At 65.2% G+C, this 18,577-nt stretch carries 14 protein-coding genes; 6 read left to right on the forward strand and 8 right to left on the reverse strand.

From position 1 onward, the window contains the following. Positions 1–32: 32 nt before the first annotated feature. Positions 33–1,565, forward strand: coding sequence for a MocR-like pyridoxine biosynthesis transcription factor PdxR (pdxR, locus tag GTP55_RS14115; RefSeq protein WP_161045561.1), 1,533 nt, complete (start codon positions 33–35; stop codon positions 1,563–1,565). Here the strand turns inward: pdxR and GTP55_RS14120 are convergent. From GTP55_RS14120 to GTP55_RS14155, 8 genes are all read right to left on the reverse strand, one after another. Then, a complete protein-coding gene (locus GTP55_RS14120; protein ID WP_161045562.1) occupies positions 1,513–3,945 on the reverse strand; it encodes a TonB-dependent receptor plug domain-containing protein in 2,433 nt (810 codons plus the stop codon). The genes pdxR and GTP55_RS14120 overlap by 53 nt on opposite strands. Before the next feature lie 269 nt (positions 3,946–4,214). Then, positions 4,215–4,991: a spermine/spermidine synthase domain-containing protein gene (locus tag GTP55_RS14125; RefSeq protein WP_161045563.1), complete on the reverse strand. Its 777-nt coding sequence runs from the start codon at positions 4,989–4,991 to the stop codon at positions 4,215–4,217. 12 nt (positions 4,992–5,003) lie between these two features. After that, positions 5,004–6,329 (reverse strand): sensor histidine kinase, encoded by a 1,326-nt coding sequence (locus GTP55_RS14130; RefSeq protein WP_202423713.1) that lies wholly within the window; start codon positions 6,327–6,329, stop codon positions 5,004–5,006. A 146-nt stretch (positions 6,330–6,475) separates the two neighbouring features. Beyond that, entirely contained in the window at positions 6,476–7,852 is a 1,377-nt protein-coding gene (locus GTP55_RS14135) for a sigma-54-dependent transcriptional regulator (protein WP_161045564.1), read from the reverse strand. Positions 7,853–7,902: 50 nt separating this feature from the next. After that, entirely contained in the window at positions 7,903–9,138 is a 1,236-nt protein-coding gene (locus tag GTP55_RS14140; RefSeq protein ID WP_161045565.1) for an FtsX-like permease family protein, read from the reverse strand. A 12-nt stretch (positions 9,139–9,150) separates the two neighbouring features. Continuing rightward, positions 9,151–10,461: an ABC transporter permease gene (locus GTP55_RS14145; RefSeq protein ID WP_161045566.1), complete on the reverse strand. Its 1,311-nt coding sequence runs from the start codon at positions 10,459–10,461 to the stop codon at positions 9,151–9,153. A 10-nt stretch (positions 10,462–10,471) separates the two neighbouring features. Beyond that, entirely contained in the window at positions 10,472–11,185 is a 714-nt protein-coding gene (locus GTP55_RS14150) for an ABC transporter ATP-binding protein (RefSeq protein WP_110846365.1), read from the reverse strand. Between the two features lie 16 nt (positions 11,186–11,201). Beyond that, positions 11,202–12,470 (reverse strand): efflux RND transporter periplasmic adaptor subunit, encoded by a 1,269-nt coding sequence (locus GTP55_RS14155; protein WP_161045567.1) that lies wholly within the window; start codon positions 12,468–12,470, stop codon positions 11,202–11,204. A gap of 214 nt (positions 12,471–12,684) precedes the next feature. Here GTP55_RS14155 and GTP55_RS14160 point away from each other — a divergent pair, with 214 nt between their 5' ends. From GTP55_RS14160 to GTP55_RS14180, 5 genes are all read left to right on the forward strand, one after another. Next, entirely contained in the window at positions 12,685–14,178 is a 1,494-nt protein-coding gene (locus GTP55_RS14160) for a MutS-related protein (RefSeq protein WP_161045568.1), read from the forward strand. A gap of 42 nt (positions 14,179–14,220) precedes the next feature. Beyond that, a complete protein-coding gene (locus GTP55_RS14165) occupies positions 14,221–14,748 on the forward strand; it encodes a GbsR/MarR family transcriptional regulator (protein WP_161045569.1) in 528 nt (175 codons plus the stop codon). Positions 14,749–14,800: 52 nt separating this feature from the next. Continuing rightward, complete coding sequence (locus GTP55_RS14170; protein WP_161045570.1) at positions 14,801–15,421, forward strand: DUF4166 domain-containing protein; 621 nt, start codon at positions 14,801–14,803, stop codon at positions 15,419–15,421. Further along, positions 15,418–16,866, forward strand: a complete 1,449-nt coding sequence (locus tag GTP55_RS14175) for a TIGR01777 family oxidoreductase (RefSeq protein ID WP_161045571.1) — start codon at positions 15,418–15,420, stop codon at positions 16,864–16,866. The genes GTP55_RS14170 and GTP55_RS14175 overlap by 4 nt, the downstream gene beginning before the upstream one ends. 90 nt (positions 16,867–16,956) lie before the next feature. After that, positions 16,957–18,558: a methyl-accepting chemotaxis protein gene (locus GTP55_RS14180; protein ID WP_161045572.1), complete on the forward strand. Its 1,602-nt coding sequence runs from the start codon at positions 16,957–16,959 to the stop codon at positions 18,556–18,558. The last annotated feature ends 19 nt before the right edge of the window (positions 18,559–18,577 follow it).

The raw sequence follows: 18,577 nt of genomic DNA on the forward strand, positions 1-18,577 counted from the left end.
AGCCATGCATAACTATTTTGATGGAGCCACGAATGGATCTAGCCCTGTTGATCAACGACTACGCGGAACAGCATCGCGATCAGGGCTGGCCGCGTCAGCGCATGCTGCACGAATGTCTGCGGTCGGCGATTCGCAGCGGCACGCTGGCCGCAGGCGCACGGCTGGCCGCCTCGCGCGCGCTGGCGGAGGAGTTGGGCGTGGCACGCAATACGGTGCTGTATGCGTACGAGCAGCTGACCAGCGAAGGCTTTGTGGTGACGGACCGGCGCGGCACGGTCGTCGCGGCGCTGGCCGCAGAACACAAGCCAGCCAGACGCGCGCCGGCTGTGCAGGAAGCCGGCTTGTCGCAGCGCGTGCGGAATCTGCGCGCGGTGCCGGGGCCGGCGGACCGCATGGGCGCTTTCGTGCCCGGGGTGCCGGCGCTGGAGCAGTTCCCGATGGCGCTGTGGCGGCGCATGATGGAACGCGCACTGCGTACGATAACGGTGGAGCAGCTGAACTACGGCGAGGCGGCCGGCGAACCGCAGCTGCGCGAGGCGATTGCCGACCATCTGCGCGCCTCGCGCGGCGTAGTGTGCGAAGCGGCGCAGGTGTTCATCACGGACGGCACGCAGAGCAGCCTGGATATTTGCATGCATGCGCTGGCCGACGTGGGCGACACGGTGTGGATCGAGAATCCCGGCTACGGCGGCGCGCTGGCTGCGGCCCGTGGCGCCGGCCTCGCGGTAGCCGGTATTGACGTCGATGACGATGGCATGTCGCCCACGCCGGAAGACTGGCTGTTGCGGCCACCGCGCCTGATCTACACCACGCCATCGCACCAGTACCCGGTGGGCAGCGTATTGAGTTTGCGCCGGCGGCTGGCGTTGATCGAGTCTGCGCGCGCGGCCGGCGCCTTGATCATCGAGGACGATTACGACAGCGAGTTCCGGCATGACGGCGCGCCGCTGCACGCCATGCAGGGCCTGGCGGCGAATGCGCCGGTGGTCTATCTCGGCACCTTCAGCAAGACCATGTTCCCGTCGCTGCGCATCGGCTTTGTGGTGGTGCCGGCATCGCTGGCCGAGGCGTTTTTGCAGATGCGCGAACAGTCGTCGGCGCGCGGGCGCGTGGCCGAGCAGTTGGCGCTGGCCGAGTTCCTGCGCAGCGGCCAGTTCGCGCTGCACCTGCGGCGCATGCGGCGACTATACCGGCAGCGGCGCGATGCGCTGGTAGGGGCGCTGCGGCAGCATCTGGGATCGGTGGCGACGGTGCACGGCGGTTCGGCCGGCATGCATCTGTCGTTGCGCTTCAACGATGCGGCCATTGATGACGAGGCCATCGTGGCGCAGGCGCTGGAGCGCGGCATTGCGGTCAATGCGCTGAGCGCGCATGATACGCAAGGCGAGTCTGGCTGGAAGGGACTGATGCTCGGCTACGCACAAGTGCCGGCCGAGCAGATGGAAGGATTGGTGAAACAGCTGGCGGCGCTGGTGCACCTTGCGGCGTATGCCGCCAACTGCTCCAGGACGTTTAAAACGCCGTATCCGCCCGCACGTAGAACGAGCGGCCGTTCACGCCGATAGGGCAGGTTTCCCAGCAGCGGGTGAAGCCCAGTTTCGGGAAGTCGCCGCCGTTGGCCCACAGGTTAGGCAGCTGGTTGAAGGCGTTGTTGACGCCCGCACTGAGGAAGGTGCGTTTGCTGAAGCCATAACGTACCGTCGCATCCACCAGCCAGCGCGCATCCCATTTTTGCAGAGGGCTGAAGTTGGAAGCCTCCACCGGGCCGTAGTAGTTGGCGCGGGTGTTCAGGTTCCACGGGCCCATGGTGTAGTCAGCGGCCACCACGTGGTGTTTGCGCGGCTGGCCATGTTCGATCAGGGTGACCTGCGACTGGTCGAACAGCTTCTCGCCGCTCAGCACCGTGGACGTCGAATGACGCTTGGTCACTTCGGTTTTGTTGAAGCCCAGTTGGCCCGACAGTACCAGCGTGGACGCATCAAATTTGGTGGTGTTCTCGGCCACCACGTCCAGGCCACGGGTGCGGGTGTCCACCGCATTGGTGAAGAACTGCGCCTGGCCCACGCCCAGCGGTTTGAGGATGTTGGCGATCGGGCCGCCGCCGGATTCCGGTGCGATCTCGCTGGAGAACACAATGCGATCCTTGATCTTGATCTCGTACACATCGGCCGTCAGCGAGAAGTTCTTCACCGGACGCAGCACCACGCCCATGCTGCCGTTGGTGGAGGTTTCCTCCTTCAGCGGCTTGATGCCGAAGGCCTGGGTCACGGTGCTGCCCTGGCGCGCGGTCAGCGTTTCGGTCAGCACGCCGTTATTCAGGTTGGTGGAGACGGAGCTGTAGAACTCCTGCTGCACGCTTGGCGCGCGGAAGCCGGTGGACAGGCTGGCGCGGAAGCCGACTTCCTTGGTCGGGTCGAAGCGGCCACTCAGCTTGCCGGTGACGGTGCTGCCGAAGTCCGAGTATTTTTCGTAGCGCACCGCGCCGCCCAGCGTCAGCGTGTCGACCGGCTTGGTCTCGGCGTCGAGGAACAGGGCGATGTTGTGGCGGCCCGAATCCACCGCTGTTCCCGGCGTATAGCCAGGGAAGCCCTGGATGCCGGCGGCAGCGGTGGCGCCGCTTGGCGTGGTGATGGCGATGGCCGGGTTGTTGGTGCGGCCGTACTGGTAGGAGACCGGATCGCCGGCGATGATCTGGTAGTTGTCCTGGCGGTACTCGAAGCCGGTGGCCAGCGAGACCACGGTGTTGCCCAGCGTGACCGGGCCTTTGACGTCGGCGTTGAAGGTCAGCTGCGAGAACTTCAGCGTGCCGGTGTCGGCTTCGCGCGGCGAGTCGGCGTAGATGCCGCCGCCCGGTTTCGGTTCGTACCAGTAGGAGACGTTCAAGCTGTTCGACTCGTGGAACGCCAGTTCGCTCTGGCCGTAGTTGATGCTGATGTCGGCCTTCCAGTCGCGCGGCAGGTCGCGGCGGTACCCGAAGGCGAACGAGGCGTCCTTGATGTCGGTGCTGATCGCCGGCAGGAAGCCGTTGGGATACACGGCCGGCACGGTGCGATCGTCGCCGGCGGAACGGAAGAAGCCATACGAATCGCTCTTACGCTTGGAGACGCCGCCGAAGGCGTAGATCTCGCTCTCTTTATCGATCGGCAGCGCGCCGTTCCACCAGAAGTAGCCGTCCTTGGTGTTGCTGTCGCCGATGTGCTGCGTCACGCGCGGCGGATTGACGCGCAATGAATCGGGTCCGGCGCGGTTGGTTTCGCCGCGCTTGCGGCCTTCCAGCGTCAGGTTGATGTAGCCGCCGTTTTCGCCCAGCGCGAAGCCGCGGTTGGCGCTGGCCGAGTACAGGTCGCCGTCGCCTTCGGAGGTGGTACCCAGCTGGCCGCTCAGCGACGTCTCGCCGGTGTTGGACTTGAGGACGATGTTGATCACGCCTGCAATCGCATCCGAGCCGTATTGGGCCGCCGCGCCATCGCGCAGCACTTCGATGTGGTGGATGGCGGCCAGCGGAATGGCGTTGATGTCGGTACCGGCCGAGCCACGGCCAATGGTCTGCTGCACGTTGACCAGCGCCTGCTGGTGGCGGCGTTTGCCGTTGATCAGCACCAGCACCTGGTCCGGACCCAGCGAACGCAGGGTGGCCGGGCGGATCGAGTCGGTGCCGTCGCTGATGAAGGTGCTGGAGAAGTTGAACGACGGGTCCAGCGTTTGCAGCAGCTTGCCCAGTTCCAGCGGGCCGGCGGTTTGCAGGTCCTTGAGGCCGATCAGGCCGACCGGCGACGAGGTGTCCAGCGCCGTCTTGGCCACCGAGCGCGAGCCCAGTACCACCACGGTTTGTTCGTCTGCCTTGGCGCCGCTGTCGGTAGACGTTTGCGCGCTGGCGGTTTGTGCCGCCAGCAGCAGGATAGCGCTGGCAAGCATGGTGCGTTTGAATTGCGGAGCTCTTGTCATTGTTCTCTCTCGTGGTATTTTCCAAAGACGGCCCGCGGGGGGTAAGGCCGTTGGAAAAATACTAATGGGAGGAGTCGTGTAACGACAACGCGGCACGCACCACAATGTTGCGAATTATGCACATTTGCACATACTTCGTGCACTGTAACGTAATGTATCGTAAGCTGGCCGGCGACCCGGCACGTGTCTGCGCAATGCAGGTGCAAAAGTGTGGCGCGCGCGCATCGGTATGATGCGCTTGCATATCGATAGACGGAAACCGGCGCGGCTTATTGCTGGTCGCGCATCCACTCTTTCAGGCCGTTGACCCATGACTTTGCCGGCAGATTAAGCGTTTTCTTGATCTCGCCGGCGCGCTCATACAGCACGCTGAAATCCAGCGATGGCGCATTCTTGAAGGCGATGACGACGATGTTTGCGTCGTGCACTTCCGGCAGCCACACCACGGCGTCGAACACCATTTCCATGGTTTGCAGGTTCTTGTCGTAGTTGGAGAAGTCGTCGCCGAAGACGTTGGTGGTCATGATGCCGCCGTCGCGCAGCACGTCGGCGCAGCCCTGGTAGAACTCCGGCGAGTCCAGCACCGGGCCGCGCGCTTCTTCGTCGTACAGGTCCACTTGCAGGATGTCGACGGTGTTGCGGTTGGCCGGATCGAGCACGAAATCCATGGCGTTCATCTCGCGCACGTCCAGCCGCTCGTCATTGGACGGCAGGGCAAACTGCGCCTGGCACATGGCGATCACGTTGGGATTGAGTTCGATGGCGGTCACGCGCGCCTGCGGCAGGCGGCGGTAGCAGAACTTGGTCAGCGCGGCGCTGCCCAGGCCCAGTTGCACGATGTGCTGCGGGTTCTCGTTGAAGAGTAACCACATCATCATCATCTGGATGTATTCCAGCTCGATGTTATCGGGTTTGGCGATGCGCATCGCACCCTGCACCCAGGAGGTGCCAAGGTGCAGGCTGCGCACGCCCTGGAATTCGGTGACGGTGGCGGGCGGGTGGCCAGGTTGATCGAAGCGGGGGGAGGGGGATGGAGACTTGGACATCCCGCTAGTTTATCAGGCCAGCGGCAAAATGATGGTCACGGTCAGGCCGCCGCCTTCGCGGTTGGTGAGGGTGATGCGGCCGCCGTGCGCTTCGGCGATTTCGCGCGCCAGCGCCAGACCGAGGCCGGTGCCGCTGCGTTTGGTGGAGTAGAACGGCACCAGCGCGTTGGTCAACACCGCTTCGCTCATGCCGGGGCCACGGTCCAGCACATCGATGCGCACGGCGTCGTGCAGGCGGCGTATCTCCAGGCTGACTTCATCCGTGGGCGAGCCGGATTCGTGGGCGTTCTTCAGCAGGTTTAGCAAGGCTTGCTCCAGCTGCGCCGGATCGAAGGCGCACGGCTCGGCCGGCGGCTCGCCCACTAGCTTGAACATGACCTGCTCACCCAGCTGCGTCAGGAAGCCTTGCCAGTGCTGGGTTTCCAGCCGTGGCGTCGGCAGCTTGGCGAAGCGCGCGTAGCCGAGGATGAAGTTTTCCAGGTGGCGGGTGCGCTCTTCGATGGTGCCCAGGATTTGCGGCAGGCGCTCGGTCTGCCCACGCCGCACCAGCTCCGCGCCGGAGTGGGCCAGCGAGGTCAGTGGCGCCAGTGAGTTATTCAGTTCGTGGCTGATCACGCGGATGACTTTTTTCCATGTCTGCACTTCCTGGCGGCGCAGTTCCATCGTCAGTTGGCGCAGCAGCAGCAGTTCGTGTCTACGGCCATTCAGTTTGAAGCTGCGGCGCGCCAGGTGGTAGACATCTTCTTCGTCGATGTCGGTATTGGCGCCGGTGGCTTTGGTGGTGAACAGGCCGTCGCCGCCGCGTGCCAGTGCTTCCAGCAGCGCCGGCGAGGCGTGGGCCAGGATGTCTTCGAGCTGATGGCCTTCCAGCCGGCGGCCCTGGTTCAGCAGCTGGCGCGCGGCGAGGTTGGCGTAGACGATAGGGCCGGCGTCGCTGACCAGCAGCATGGCCACCGGCGTGTTTTGCACCATGGTGTCCAGCAGCAGTTCGCGCTGTACCAGGTCGAGGCGCTGTTTGCGCAGCACGGCGCCGAGCGCGTTGTGGGCGGCTACCAGGTCGCTCAGTTCATCGTTTTGCGGCCAGTGCAGGCTGAAGGAAAAGTCGCCGTCCTGGTAGCTGGTGACGGTGCCGGTCAGCGCGCGGAACAGCGATAGCATGCGCTCCAGCTCCGCGCGGATGGTGATGATGGAGATAGGCAGCACGCACAGCAGGCAGATCGCCAGCACCAGGCTGGAATTGTCTGGGAAGACGCGGGTGAGTTCGAGCGCGATCAGGATGCCGACGGTGAGCAGCGTACCAATCAGCGCGGTCCAGCGGGTAAGCAGCGAGAGGCGCAGGCCGCGCCGTGGTTGCGCCGCGCCGGCGGCGGCAGGCTCGCGGTCGCGTGATGTCTGCCCGGCGGCTTTGCCGGACCCCGCCGGCGCCTCGGCCGCATTTCCTGCCGCGGCGTCGGCTTCGCGATCAGTGTTGTCGCGGTGCCCGGTCACGGCCGCACGATGCCCAGCCGCTCCATGCGCCGGTACAGCGCCTGGCGTGACAGGCCCAGTTCCGCCGCCGCTTGCGCCACCACGCCGCCGGCCCGGCTCAGCGCCAGGCTGATGGCGTCGCGGTCCGGTTCACGGTTGCCTTCATCGGCGCTGGCCGCTGCTGTGCCGACCGATGCCGACATCGCTGCCGAAGCGGACGCCGGCGGCAGGCCCAGGTCGGCCACTTTGATGACGTCGCCGCTGGCCAACAGGCCGGCGCGCATCATGACGTTTTTCAGTTCGCGTACGTTGCCCGGCCACGCATGCGCCAGCAGCGCCGCCTGCGCATCGGCATGCAGTTGTTTGCCGGCGCCGAGGAAGTGCATCGCCAACGGCAGGATGTCCAGCGGCCGCGCCGCCAGCGGCGGCAGCCGCAGTTCGATCACGTTGAGGCGATAGAACAGATCTTCGCGGAAGGTGCCGGCCTTGATCATGGCCTGCAGGTCGGCATTGGTGGCGCTGATCACGCGCACCTTGACCTGGCGCTCGCGGTTGGAGCCGAGACGTTCGAAGCGGCCGGTCTCCAGCACCCGCAGCAGTTTCATTTGTCCGGCCAGCGGCAGGTTGCCGATTTCGTCGAGGAACAGCGTGCCGCCGTCGGCCGCTTCAAACTTGCCCTCGCGCGCCTTGGAGGCGCCGGTGTAGGCGCCGGCATCGGCGCCGAACAGCTCCGCCTCAATCAGCTCGGACGGGATGGCGCCGCAGTTCAGCACCACGAATGGTCCACCGCGCACGGCGGAATTGGCCTGGATGATTTCTGCGATGCGTTCCTTGCCGGTGCCATTCGGGCCGGAGATCAGCACCGGCACGTCGGCGCGCGCCACCTGGCAGGCCAGATGGATCACGCGTTCGGTGGCCTGGTCCTGAAACACCATGCCGCGCAGGTCGTGGCCGTTTTCCAGTTCGCGCCGCTGGCGCAGGTCGGCCTGCACGCGCTGCTGCAAGGCGCGCTTGGCCTGTCCCAGTTCGATCAGGTTGTTGACAGTGGCGATCAGCTTGTTGTCGTCCCACGGCTTGGCCAGATAGTCGGCGGCGCCGGCCTTGATCAGGTCCACCGCCGCATTCAGGTGGGTCCAGGCGGTCAGCAGGATCACCGGCAGGTCCGGATGGCGGGCGCGGATGGCGCCGAACAGCGCCGTGCCTTCCTCGCCGGAAGTGGTGTCGGCGCTGAAGTTCATGTCCTGCAACACCAGGTCCACGCTGTGCTGCTCCAGCAGCGCCAGGCCGGCTTCGGGCGAGGCGGCGCGCAGCGCCTCGATGTCGTGCAGTGAAAACAGCACTTCCAGGGCCACCGAAACGGCGGCGTTATCGTCGATGATGAGTACAGTAGGCATGCCGCAAGCATAACATTGTCGCGGCATGCCTTGGGCTCCGGTTGCCGTCATTACGCGGTGCGGGTGGCAGTGGCCGGCGAGATGCTGGCCGCGCGCCATGCCGGGCCGTAGACGGCGAACACGCCCAGCGCCAGGAATACGCCGGAACCGATCAACAGGTAGCTGGCCGGCAGCCGCGCCATTTCCAGCTTGCTGACCAACAGCTGGTTCAGCCCCAGTGCCAGCAGCACGCCGGCGGCGACGCCGGCACTCGTAATCAGTACGTTCTCGGTGATGAAGTAGCGCAGGATATCGACCCGGCGCGCACCCAGTGCGCGGCGCACGCCGATCTGCTTGCGGCGCTGCGTGACCCACAGGCTGGCCATGCCGACGATGCCGCTGGCGGTGATCAGCAGCAGCAGCACGCTGACCGTCACCAGCATCCACGCCAGCGCCAGGTCGGCGCGATAGCGCAGCTTGCGGAATTCCGACAGGGTCTTGGTCTTGATGATCAGCGGTTCCGGCGAGGCGGCGCGCAGCGCCGCTTCGATTTCCTTGGTCACCCGGTCCCGCTGGCCCGCCTCGGCGCGCACCGTGTAGCCGTAGCCGGCATCGCCGGTGGTGCGCACCGGCACGATGAACGATTGCTCGCCTTTGGCGCCGATTTGCGCATTCGGCGTCTGCAGCTTTTCAACCACGCCAACGATGCGCAACGGGTTGGCGTCGCTGCCGGTACCGTTCAGCATCTGTTTGCCGACAAAGCTGGTGGCGCCGGGCCACAGCTTTTCGCCCAGCACCCGCGTGATGATGGCCACCTTGGGGAATTCCTTGCTGGTGTTGCCGTCGATTTCCAGCAGCTCGTTGGACAGGAAATCGCGGCCCTCCACCAGTTGCAGCCCCCAGGTTTTCACCAGCGATTCGGCGGATTGGTAGGTCGAGCCCAGCGTGGTCGAGGTGACCTGCTTGTAGTCGGTGGCCAGGCCGGTGGTATTGCCGGAGCGGCTAAGCGGATTCTGGCTGACCTGGGCCACCGAGGTGACGCCGGGCACCGCGCGGATGGTGGCGATTTCGGCGTGCTGGCTGGCCAGGCTGGCCTCGTGCGGCAGCGTCTTCAGATGGCGCACCTGGACGCTGACGATCTGCTCTTCGTTGGCGACGCCGCTGGCGCGCGCCGACATGGCCTGGCGGTCCTTGACGATGTAGATGGCGTTGGACAGGATCGCCAGGCTGAGGGCGACCTGCACCGCCACCAGCAGCGGGCCGGTTTTATTGCGCAGCAGCGCGGACAGGATAGGACGGATTTCCATGATGGACCTCGCTTATTGGGATTTGAGTTGCAGCGCCGGCGTCACCTGGCAGGCGCGCCAGGTCGGCAGCAGGCCGGCCAGCACCGCCGCCAGCACCGCCAGCGCAAAGGTGGTGAGCAGCATGATCCAGTCCATCTGCGCCACCACCGACAGCGTCTTCGATTGCATGGCGATCAGCGACAGCGCGCCGAACGCCAGCAGCAGGCCCAGCACGCCGCCGACCAGGCCGACCACCGTGGTCTCGATCAGGAACTGGGTGAAGATCTCGCGGCGCGAGGCGCCCAGCGCGCGGCGGATGCCCACTTCGGCGGCGCGCACCGAAAACTTGGCCAGCAGCAGGCCGATGGTGTTGACCAGGCAAATCAGCAGGAAGCCGGACGACAGCCACACCGACAGCTTGTTGTCGTTGTCGACCACCTTGTTAAACTCCAGCCATTCCATCACGTTATACAGCTTGTTGGGCGAGTGGCGCAGCAGGCGGCCGAGCTTGCGCTGCTCGGCGGTGTAGCTATCCAGGTAGCTTTGCAGCGCCGCGCGGTCGGCGCTGGCGGTCTCGAACCAGAACTGGATCCAGGTGCACTCGGAATCGAGAAAGCCCTGGTAGCCCGGCTCCACGTTGCCCTGGCAGCCGGTGCTGCCGTTGCGGTCCACCTGGTGGCGCACCGCGGTGGCGAAGGGCACATACATATCGTCCTCGTCGCCGAAGGCGCCGTCGGCGCTGTCGAGGTGCTGGTAGCGCGGCACCACGCTCCAGGTATCGAGCACGCCGACGATCTGGTAATCGAAGCCGCCCATGCGCACGCGGCGGCCGACCGGATCGGCGTCGCCGTACAGTTTCTCCGACAGCTTGCGGCTGATGACGACCACGTCGTCGCCGCGCTGGTCGGCGGCCGGCGCCCAGCCCTGGCCGTGCAGGAACGGGGTTTCGAACATGTTGAAGTAATCGCCGCCGGTGGCGATGCCGCGCACGATGAACACCGCCATGTCCTTACGCTCCGGCTCCAGCGGCATGCCGATGCCAAACAGCGCGGTGCGCCGCTCGCCGGCCTTGCCGGCCATGAGATTGACGGCGTCGCGGTAGCTCATTTGCTGGTCGTTGGCGCGGTCGCCGGGCTTGTAGCTTTCCAGCGGACCGTTGTCGAACTGCGGCACGAACAGGCGGTCGCTCTTGTGCGGGATCGGATTCCCGGACATCACGTGCAGGATAGTCAGCGTCGACACGCTGGCCGCCACGCCGATGGCCAGCGTCAGCACCATCAGCGCGGTCAGGGCCGGATTGCGGCGCAGGCTGCGCACGCCCAGCAAAAAGTAGTATTGGAACATGCTGCGCTCCTTACGCTTGGGCGGCGTGGCCGACGGTGCTCAGCGACGGCGACTTGCGCACCAGGTCGGACACCTGGCCGTCGATGATGTGGACATTGCGCTGGGTGCGCACCGCCAGTTCGGGATCGTGGGTCACCATCAGGATGGTGGTGCCGGCGGCGTTGATCTCTTCCAGCAGCTCCATCACACCGCGCGCCATTTGCGTATCCAGGTTACCGGTCGGTTCATCGGCCAGCAGCAGCTTGGGCGAGCCGGCCAGCGCGCGGGCGATCGCCACCCGCTGCTGCTGGCCGCCGGACAGTTCGGCCGGATAGTGCTTCATGCGCGAGGCCAGGCCGACCTTGGCCAGCGCGTCCTCGATGCGCTCCTTGCGCTCGGCCGCGTTGAAGCCGCGATAGCGCAGCGGCACGTCGACGTTATCGAACAGCGACAGGTCGGGAATCAGGTTGAAGCCCTGGAAGATGAAGCCCAGCTTTTCATTGCGCAGGCGCGAGCGGGCATTGTCGTCCATGCCGCGCACGTTGACGCCGTCCAGCACATACTCGCCGTCAGTGAATTCTTCCAGCAGGCCGGCGATGTTGAGGAAGCTGGTCTTGCCGGAGCCGGACGGGCCGGTAACGGTGACGAATTCGCCTTGCTTGACGTCGATCTCGAAACCGCGCAGCGCGTGGGTTTCGATCATGTGGGTGCGATACACTTTGCTCAGGTTTTTCATGCGCAGCATAGGAGCCTCTCAGAGTTTAGTTATTGATCGAGACGCGTTCGGCGTTCTCAAAGGTTTCGGTACCGGAGATCACAATCTTGTCGCCTTGTTTCAGGCCGCCGAGGATTTCCACGGCGGAGACGCTGGTGGCGCCCAGCTTGATCGGCGTGCGGATGGCGACGCCGTCGCGCACCACGTAGGCATAGCGGCCGCCTTCCGATTCGACGAACGGGCCGCGCTGCACCATCAGCGCGTCGTGCTTCTCGTCGATCAGCAGGCGCGCGGTGATGCGCTGGCTCTGGCGCAGGCCGGCCGGCTGCTCGCCGTTGAAGCGCACCCGCGCCAGCACCTGGTTCTTCACCACTTCCGGCGACAGCGCCGACAGCTTGCCGTTGGCGATGCCAGTGCCGTAGTTGACTTCCGCCGTCATGCCCAGGCCCAGGTCGGACACATAGGTCTCCGGCACTTCCAGCTCGACTTCAAGGCGCGACAGGTCCACCAGCGTCATCAGCGGCGTGTTGGCCGGCACCACGCTGCGGTTGGCCACCGACAGCGTGCCGATGAAGCCATCGACCGGGGCCCGCACCGTCAGTTCATCGACCCGGCGCTGGGCGTTGGACAGCGTGCTGCGTTGCTGCTCCAGCTGCTTGATCTTGGACTGCAGCTCCAGCGCCACGTTGTCGCTCTCCAGCGCCGAGGCCTGATCGGCGTGTTTGGCGCGGATGGCGGCGGAGTTCAGCGCGTCCTTGGCCTTCTGGTATTCGATCTTGGCGATGATGCCTTCGTTGGAGACGGCGTCGTAGCGCTCCAGCGTGCGTTGCGCCGACAGGCGGTCGATTTCGGCAGTGTCGGCGTCGCGCTGCGCCAGCAGCTTCTGTTTGCGGGCCAGGATGCGCTGGCGGGCCACATCGGCTTCGATCTGCGCGTAGGCCGCCTGTTCCTTCTTCAGCGCGTCGGACAGGTCGGGCGATTCCAGCACGGCCAGCACGTCGCCCTTCTTGACGGTATCGCCGGCGTGGGTCTGCAGCGTGACGGTGGCCAGCGACGGCGCGTACAGCGTCGGGCTGACGGCGGCGACGATGCGGCCGTTGACGGCGGCGTCGCGGATCAGGGTGCCGCGGCCCACTTCGGCGATGCGCAGGCGCGACATGTTGACCGAGTGGTCGGTGTTGCGCCAGTTGTGGAACAGGTACCAGCCGACTGCCAGCAGCACCACGGCGCTGCCGGCGATGATCAGGCGGCGCCTGGTGGCCTGGCTTTTGGGCGCGGCGATTACGGCGTCTTGGGAGGAGGTGTCACGTATCATGATGGTCGTATGGTGTCTGGATAGTCAACATTATGCAGAAAGCGTGCCAGCGGCTAAGTCATTGATTTACATGGTATATCCAGTGGCGTGTCCGCTGTCCGCACGCGTCCGATAACGTCCGGGAACGTCCGTGATGTCCGCGTTGCCCGGCCGGGCTTGAAAATCTGTCAATTGTGCTCAATCTGGCGCAGTGTTGCCACCTGATAAGCATTTCATGACCGATTACCCGTTTGTGCCGAGCGATGTTGCGCTCTACCGCCGTACCCTGTCCGACGCGGACACCCTGCTGGACAGCGCGACCTGGGACGATCTGCTGCTGTATGACTACAGCGCCCAACTGGCGCGCGAGACCAGCATCTTCGGCCAGCAGGAATTGCACCGGCGGCTGCATGCGGAGGAGGATGTGTCCACCTCGGCCGTCCGCGTCCGCGCACTGGTGGCGGACGATGGACTGCGGACGCGCCTGACGTCCGCCAGCGCCGGCCTGCGTCAGGCCGACCGCGAGATCAGCGAGACGGTGTTTGGCGCGCCGCTGCCATCAACGCCGCGCTGGGTGCCGGTGCTGGGCTGGTTGCCGTGGGCGTTCCTGCTGTCGGTCGGGCTGGCGCTGGGCATGAACTGGCTGTGGATGTGGCTCGTGACGCTGGCGCTGTTCCTGGCGCTGTGCGCGATCCAGGCGGGCTATCACGACGCAGTGCAGGAGTGGACCAGCATTCTCAATTCGATGCAGCAGATGCTGCGCGCGCATGGACTGCTGGCGCAAATCGACGATCCGGCGACGGCGCCGTTGCGCGATGATGGCGCGGAGGCGTCGCGCCTGAACCGGGGCCTCGGCCGTTCGCTGCTGGCCTACCTGCCGGGTGCGCGCGATTACGCCGACTGGATGTTCCTGGAAAATGTGCGGCACTACTTCCGCAGCCGCGAGGTGGTGGGTGAGCACATCGACTTCCTGCGTTCCTGCTTTGCACGGGTGGCGGCGCTGGAGGCGGACCTGGCGCTGGCGCGCCATCTGTCGCAGGTGCCGGCGTTCTGCTGGGCGGAGCAGGGCGACGAGGTGGCGCTGGACGATGTGGTGCATCCGCTGCTGGCTGACGCGGCGGCGCTGTCGTTCGGCATGGCGCGGCAGGGCGTGTTCATCTCGGGCCAGAACGGCATCGGCAAGAGCACCTTGCTGCGCACGATAGGCCTGAACCTGATCACCGCGCGGGCGTTCGGCTTCTGCTACGCGACGCGCGCGGTTACGCCGCTGCAGCCGGTGTACACCAGCATGCAGAACGACGACGCGATGGACAACGGCGAGAGCTTCTATATGGCTGAGCTGCGGCGCGGGCAGGAACTGCTGGCGGTGGCGGCGCAGCGGCGCGCGATCTTCCTGATCGACGAAATCTTCCGCGGCACCAACTATCTGGAATCGGTATCGGCGGCCGGCGCGGTGCTGCACACGCTGGCGCAGCAGGGGCGGGTGGTGGTGGCGTCGCACCATCTGGTGCTGGCGTCGCTGCTGGCCGACAGCCTGCGGCCGTGGTGTGTCGGCCGCGAAAACGGACGCTGGCAGCTCAAGCCCGGCCTGCTGCAAGCGACTAACGGCATCGCCCTGCTGACCGCGCGCGGCTTCGACGCCGCCATCACCGCCAAAGCCGACCGCATCCACGCCTGGCTCAGCGACTACATGGCGCATCCAGCTGAAAAGTCTTTGACTTTGGGTTGAGCGAGGCATACTATTTCTGTGTTGACAGAAATTAGAGAAATCATGGACCTTTCGCCGACCATTCAGAAGTACATCCTCCACTGGGGCGAAATGGGTGCGCGGTGGGGCGTGAACCGGACCGTGGCGCAGATTCATGCGCTGCTGTTCCTGGTCAACCAGCCGCTGAACGCCGAGCAGATCGCCGAGACGCTGAATGTGGCGCGCTCGAATGTCAGCAATAGCCTGAAAGAGCTGCAAAGCTGGGGGCTGGTGCGCATCAGCCACGTGGCGGGCGACCGGCGCGATCACTTCCTGGCCTTGCAGGATGTGTGGGCGATCTTCCGCGTCATCGTGGAAGAGCGCAAGAAGCGCGAGATCGATCCGACCTTGACCGTGCTGCGCGCCTGCGCCGTCGAGGCGGACAGTGATCCGCTGCTGGAGCAGGCCACCAAGGTCAAAATGGAACAGGTGCTGGAGTTCCTCGAAATGCTCAGCGTGACCTATGACGATTACAAGCACCTGCCGCCGGCCACCATGCAGCGCTTCCTGAAAATGGGTGGCAAGGTGGCGCGCCTGCTCGGCAGCGACTAAAAATTTCACTCATAATTTCTGTATTTACAGAAATAACAGACGGCGGCTAAGCATGATGATTCCATCCGAAGGTGAGCTGTTCAAGAAAATCCTCGGCCCGACCTGGCGCAAGCTGCACCCCGATATCCAGGCGCGCTTCGACAAGAATCCGCTGCCGGGCAAGCCGCTGTACTACACCGGCACCTTGTCGGAGCTGAGCTGCTCGCGCGTGGGGCGCTTGCTGGGCTACCTTAGCATGCCGTTCGTCAAAGGTGCATTGATGCCATATAACGACGCGGATTTCCCGGTCGATATCCAGGTCTACTCCCGCGATAATTGCGCCTGGATTTTCAAGGAGCGCACTTACCGCCTGCACGCGCGCAAGCCAGTGATGTTCACTTCCTACATGGCGGAGAGCCCGCAGGGCGACGTGCTGGAATACGTCGGCATGGGACTGGGCATGAAGCTGGTGCTGGCGGTCCGCGACGGCAATCTGCATTTTGAAAGCGATGGCTATTTCTGGCAGCTGTTCGGGCTGCGCATTCCCTTGCCGGATGTGCTCACGCCGGGCAAGACCTTTCTCCGGCATCGCAACAACAGCGCCAACCAGTTCGATATCCACATCGAGATCCGCCATCCGCTGTTTGGCACGACCTTTACGCAAGCAGGTATCTTCAGGGAGGTGACGGTATGAACACGCATACACTGGCGTTGCAATTGATGGCGGCGCAGGGATGTCTCGGCGCCTTCGATACGCTCTACCATCATGAACTGACCGAGGCGCTGCCCGGCCGGCCCACGGCGCGGCGCGAGTTGTCCATTCACGCCTTGCGCGCGCTGATCTACAGCGCCTTGTTCATCGGCTTGTCGTCGTGGGCCTTCCATGGCTGGTGGGCGCTGGCGCTGCTGCTGGTGTTCAGCGTTGAAATTGTGTTGACGCTGTGGGATTTCGTGGTCGAGGACCGTACCCGCCTGCTGCCGCCGACCGAGCGCGTCACCCATACCGTGCTGGCGATGAACGGCGGCGCCTTCATCGCGCTGCTGGCGCTGGACGCGCCTGCCATGCTGGCCTTGCCCACCGCACTGGTGTGGGAGCCGCATGGCGCGCTCGGCGTGTTCCTGGCGCTGTGCGGCGTCGGCGTCGGCGTGTCCGGTTTGCGCGACGCCTGGGCGGCGCGCAGCATCGGCCGCATGGCGCAGCGCGATGCCGCCGCGCCCCGGGTAAGCTTTGCCGAGGGTGAGCGCAGTTTTCTGGTGACCGGCGCCACCGGCTTTATCGGCCAGCGCGTGGTGCGCGCTTTGCTGCGCGACGGGCACCGCGTCACCGTGCTGACACGGCAGCCGCGCCAGGCGGCGTGGCTGTTCGACGGCCGCGCCGAGTGCGTCGCCGGCATGGCGCAGTTGCCGCCGACACGACGCTTCGATGTGGTGATCAATCTGGCCGGCGCGCGCATCCTCGGCTGGCGCTGGAGCGCCAAACGGCGCGCGGTGCTGCGGCAAAGCCGCATCGGCCTGACCGACGCCGTGGTGCGCTGGATCGGCGCCGCCGACCACAAGCCGGCGCTGTTGCTGTCGGCATCGGCGATCGGGTACTACGGCGTGCAGCCGCGCGGCGACGCCACCGTGCTGACGGAACAACATGGGCCGCAGCCGATCTTCATGTCCGACCTGTGCCGCGAGTGGGAGCAAGCGGCCGGCGGCGCCGCAGCGCATGGCGTGCGCGTTGCCTGCATGCGCTTCGGCCTGGTGCTGGGCACGCAGGGCGCGCTGCCGATGATGCTGTTGCCGGTCAAGCTGGGACTGGGCGGGCCGCTCGGTGGCGGCACGCAGTGGCTGTCGTGGATCCATGTGGATGACCTGATCGGCGCCATGGCCCACCTATGCCGCAGCGGCGGCAGCGGCAGCTACAACTTCACCGCGCCGGAAAGCCTGACGCAGGCGCAGTTCAACCGGGTGGCGGCGTCGGTGTTGCATCGACCATACGGTATGCCGACGCCGGGCTGGCCGATGCGGCTGGCCCTGGGCGAACAGGCCGACCTGCTGCTCGAAGGGCAGCGCGTAGCGCCGGCGCGCTTGCTCGACAGCGGTTTTGTTTTCACCTATCCGCAACTGCGGCAGGCCTTGCGCAATCTGTTGTAGCGGCACCTCCGGAATAGTTATTTCCAAGGTCACAAAACTTCAAAATTTGGTATAGTGTTTCTAGTTAGAAATATCAAATTTGGAGGCGGGATGAATAAGGTTACAGTGCGGGCAAGCTTGCTTGGCGTATTAGTTCTATTTACGGCAATGTTGCTGGCGGGGGCTGCGCTGGGCATCGTCGCCTTGCAGCAGTCCAATCGGTCGATCGCGGAAGTGCACACCATTTCCAGTCAGATCATTACCATCAACGATGCGTACAAGGACACCACCCGCACCCGCTCGGCCCTGACGCGCGGCTATGCGGCGCTGAAGGAGGGCGACGACAAGGCCACCCGCGATTCCGCGCTGGGCAGCGCCAAGAAATCCTACCAGCGCACGCTGGACTTCCTCGACAAGTTCGAGAAAGCGCCGGAGTTTCCGGGCCAGGATGCGCAGCTGAAAAAAGAACTGGTGGACTCGGGCCGCAAGCTGTCGGCGGTGCTGGACCGCGCCTCCGACGCACTGGCCAAGGATGATCCGGGCACGTATTCGACCATCAATTCGAAAGAGCTGACGCCGGTGGGCGCCGCCTTCTCGGCCGCGCTGGAAAAATTCCAGAAGCTGGGCGATGAGCAGATCACCGCGCTGACCGAGAAGCGCGCCAGTGAATATTCGATCGTGATGTGGCTGGTGGTACTGGGACTGCTGATCGCGCTGGGCGTGGTGTTCGGCACACACCTGATGCTGCGCTCGACGGTGCTGCTGCCGCTGGCCGGCGCGGTCGATCAGCTGGACCGGGTGGCCAGCGGCGATCTGACCGCCAATATCGAAGCCGATGGCGACAACGAGATCCAGCGCCTGCTGAAAGCGATCCAGCGCATGCAGGGCGACCTGCTGTCGACCGTGTCGCGGGTGCGCCAGGGCGCGGACATCATCAGCACCGGCTCGCAGGAACTGGCGGCCGGCAATATGGAACTGTCCTCGCGCACCGAGACCCAGGCCAGCTCGCTGGAAGAGACGGCGGCGTCGATCGAGGAACTGACCAGCACGGTGAAGCAGAACTCGGAGAATGCGCAGCACGCGCGCACGCTGGTGGAAGGGGCGTCCGACACGGCGGCGCAGGGCGGCGAAGTGATGACGCAAGTGGTCAGCACCATGAACGCCATCAACGATGCGTCGCGCAAGATTGTCGACATCACCGGTGTGATCGACGGCATCGCCTTCCAGACCAACATCCTGGCGCTGAACGCGGCAGTGGAAGCGGCGCGTGCCGGCGAACAGGGCCGCGGTTTCGCGGTGGTGGCGACCGAGGTGCGCAATCTGGCGCAGCGTTCGGCGGCCGCCGCCAAGGAGATCAAGGTACTGATCGACGATTCGGTGCAGAAGATCCAGCTCGGCACCACGCTGGTCGAGCAGGCCGGCACCACCATGACTGCGCTGGTGGGCAACGTGCACCAGGTCACGCAGATCGTCGGCGAAATCGCCGTCGCCAGCCGCGAGCAGAGCGAGGGCATCGACCAGGTCAACCAGGCCGTGGCGCAGATGGATACGGTGACGCAGCAGAATGCCGCGCTGGTGGAAGAAGCCGCCGCCGCCACGCAATCGCTGCAGGACCAGGCCAGCGAATTGCAGCTGACCGTCAGTGTTTTCAAGATCAACGAAAGCGCCGTCGGCGCCGCCCGCCGTCCCGGCACCCAGCTGGCGTTGCGCTGATCTTTTCCGGCGGCCGTTT

Source organism: Duganella margarita (genome assembly GCF_009857535.1).
Classification (GTDB): domain Bacteria; phylum Pseudomonadota; class Gammaproteobacteria; order Burkholderiales; family Burkholderiaceae_D; genus Rugamonas; species Rugamonas margarita.

Coding starts and splice junctions, on each gene's coding strand:
- pdxR (WP_161045561.1), top strand. CDS start 33: ATGGATCTAGCCCTGTTGATCAACGACTACGCGGAACAGCATCGCGAT.
- GTP55_RS14120 (WP_161045562.1), bottom strand. CDS start 3,945: ATGACAAGAGCTCCGCAATTCAAACGCACCATGCTTGCCAGCGCTATC.
- GTP55_RS14125 (WP_161045563.1), bottom strand. CDS start 4,991: ATGTCCAAGTCTCCATCCCCCTCCCCCCGCTTCGATCAACCTGGCCAC.
- GTP55_RS14135 (WP_161045564.1), bottom strand. CDS start 7,852: ATGCCTACTGTACTCATCATCGACGATAACGCCGCCGTTTCGGTGGCC.
- GTP55_RS14140 (WP_161045565.1), bottom strand. CDS start 9,138: ATGGAAATCCGTCCTATCCTGTCCGCGCTGCTGCGCAATAAAACCGGC.
- GTP55_RS14145 (WP_161045566.1), bottom strand. CDS start 10,461: ATGTTCCAATACTACTTTTTGCTGGGCGTGCGCAGCCTGCGCCGCAAT.
- GTP55_RS14150 (WP_110846365.1), bottom strand. CDS start 11,185: ATGCTGCGCATGAAAAACCTGAGCAAAGTGTATCGCACCCACATGATC.
- GTP55_RS14155 (WP_161045567.1), bottom strand. CDS start 12,470: ATGATACGTGACACCTCCTCCCAAGACGCCGTAATCGCCGCGCCCAAA.
- GTP55_RS14160 (WP_161045568.1), top strand. CDS start 12,685: ATGACCGATTACCCGTTTGTGCCGAGCGATGTTGCGCTCTACCGCCGT.
- GTP55_RS14165 (WP_161045569.1), top strand. CDS start 14,221: ATGGACCTTTCGCCGACCATTCAGAAGTACATCCTCCACTGGGGCGAA.
- GTP55_RS14170 (WP_161045570.1), top strand. CDS start 14,801: ATGATGATTCCATCCGAAGGTGAGCTGTTCAAGAAAATCCTCGGCCCG.
- GTP55_RS14175 (WP_161045571.1), top strand. CDS start 15,418: ATGAACACGCATACACTGGCGTTGCAATTGATGGCGGCGCAGGGATGT.
- GTP55_RS14180 (WP_161045572.1), top strand. CDS start 16,957: ATGAATAAGGTTACAGTGCGGGCAAGCTTGCTTGGCGTATTAGTTCTA.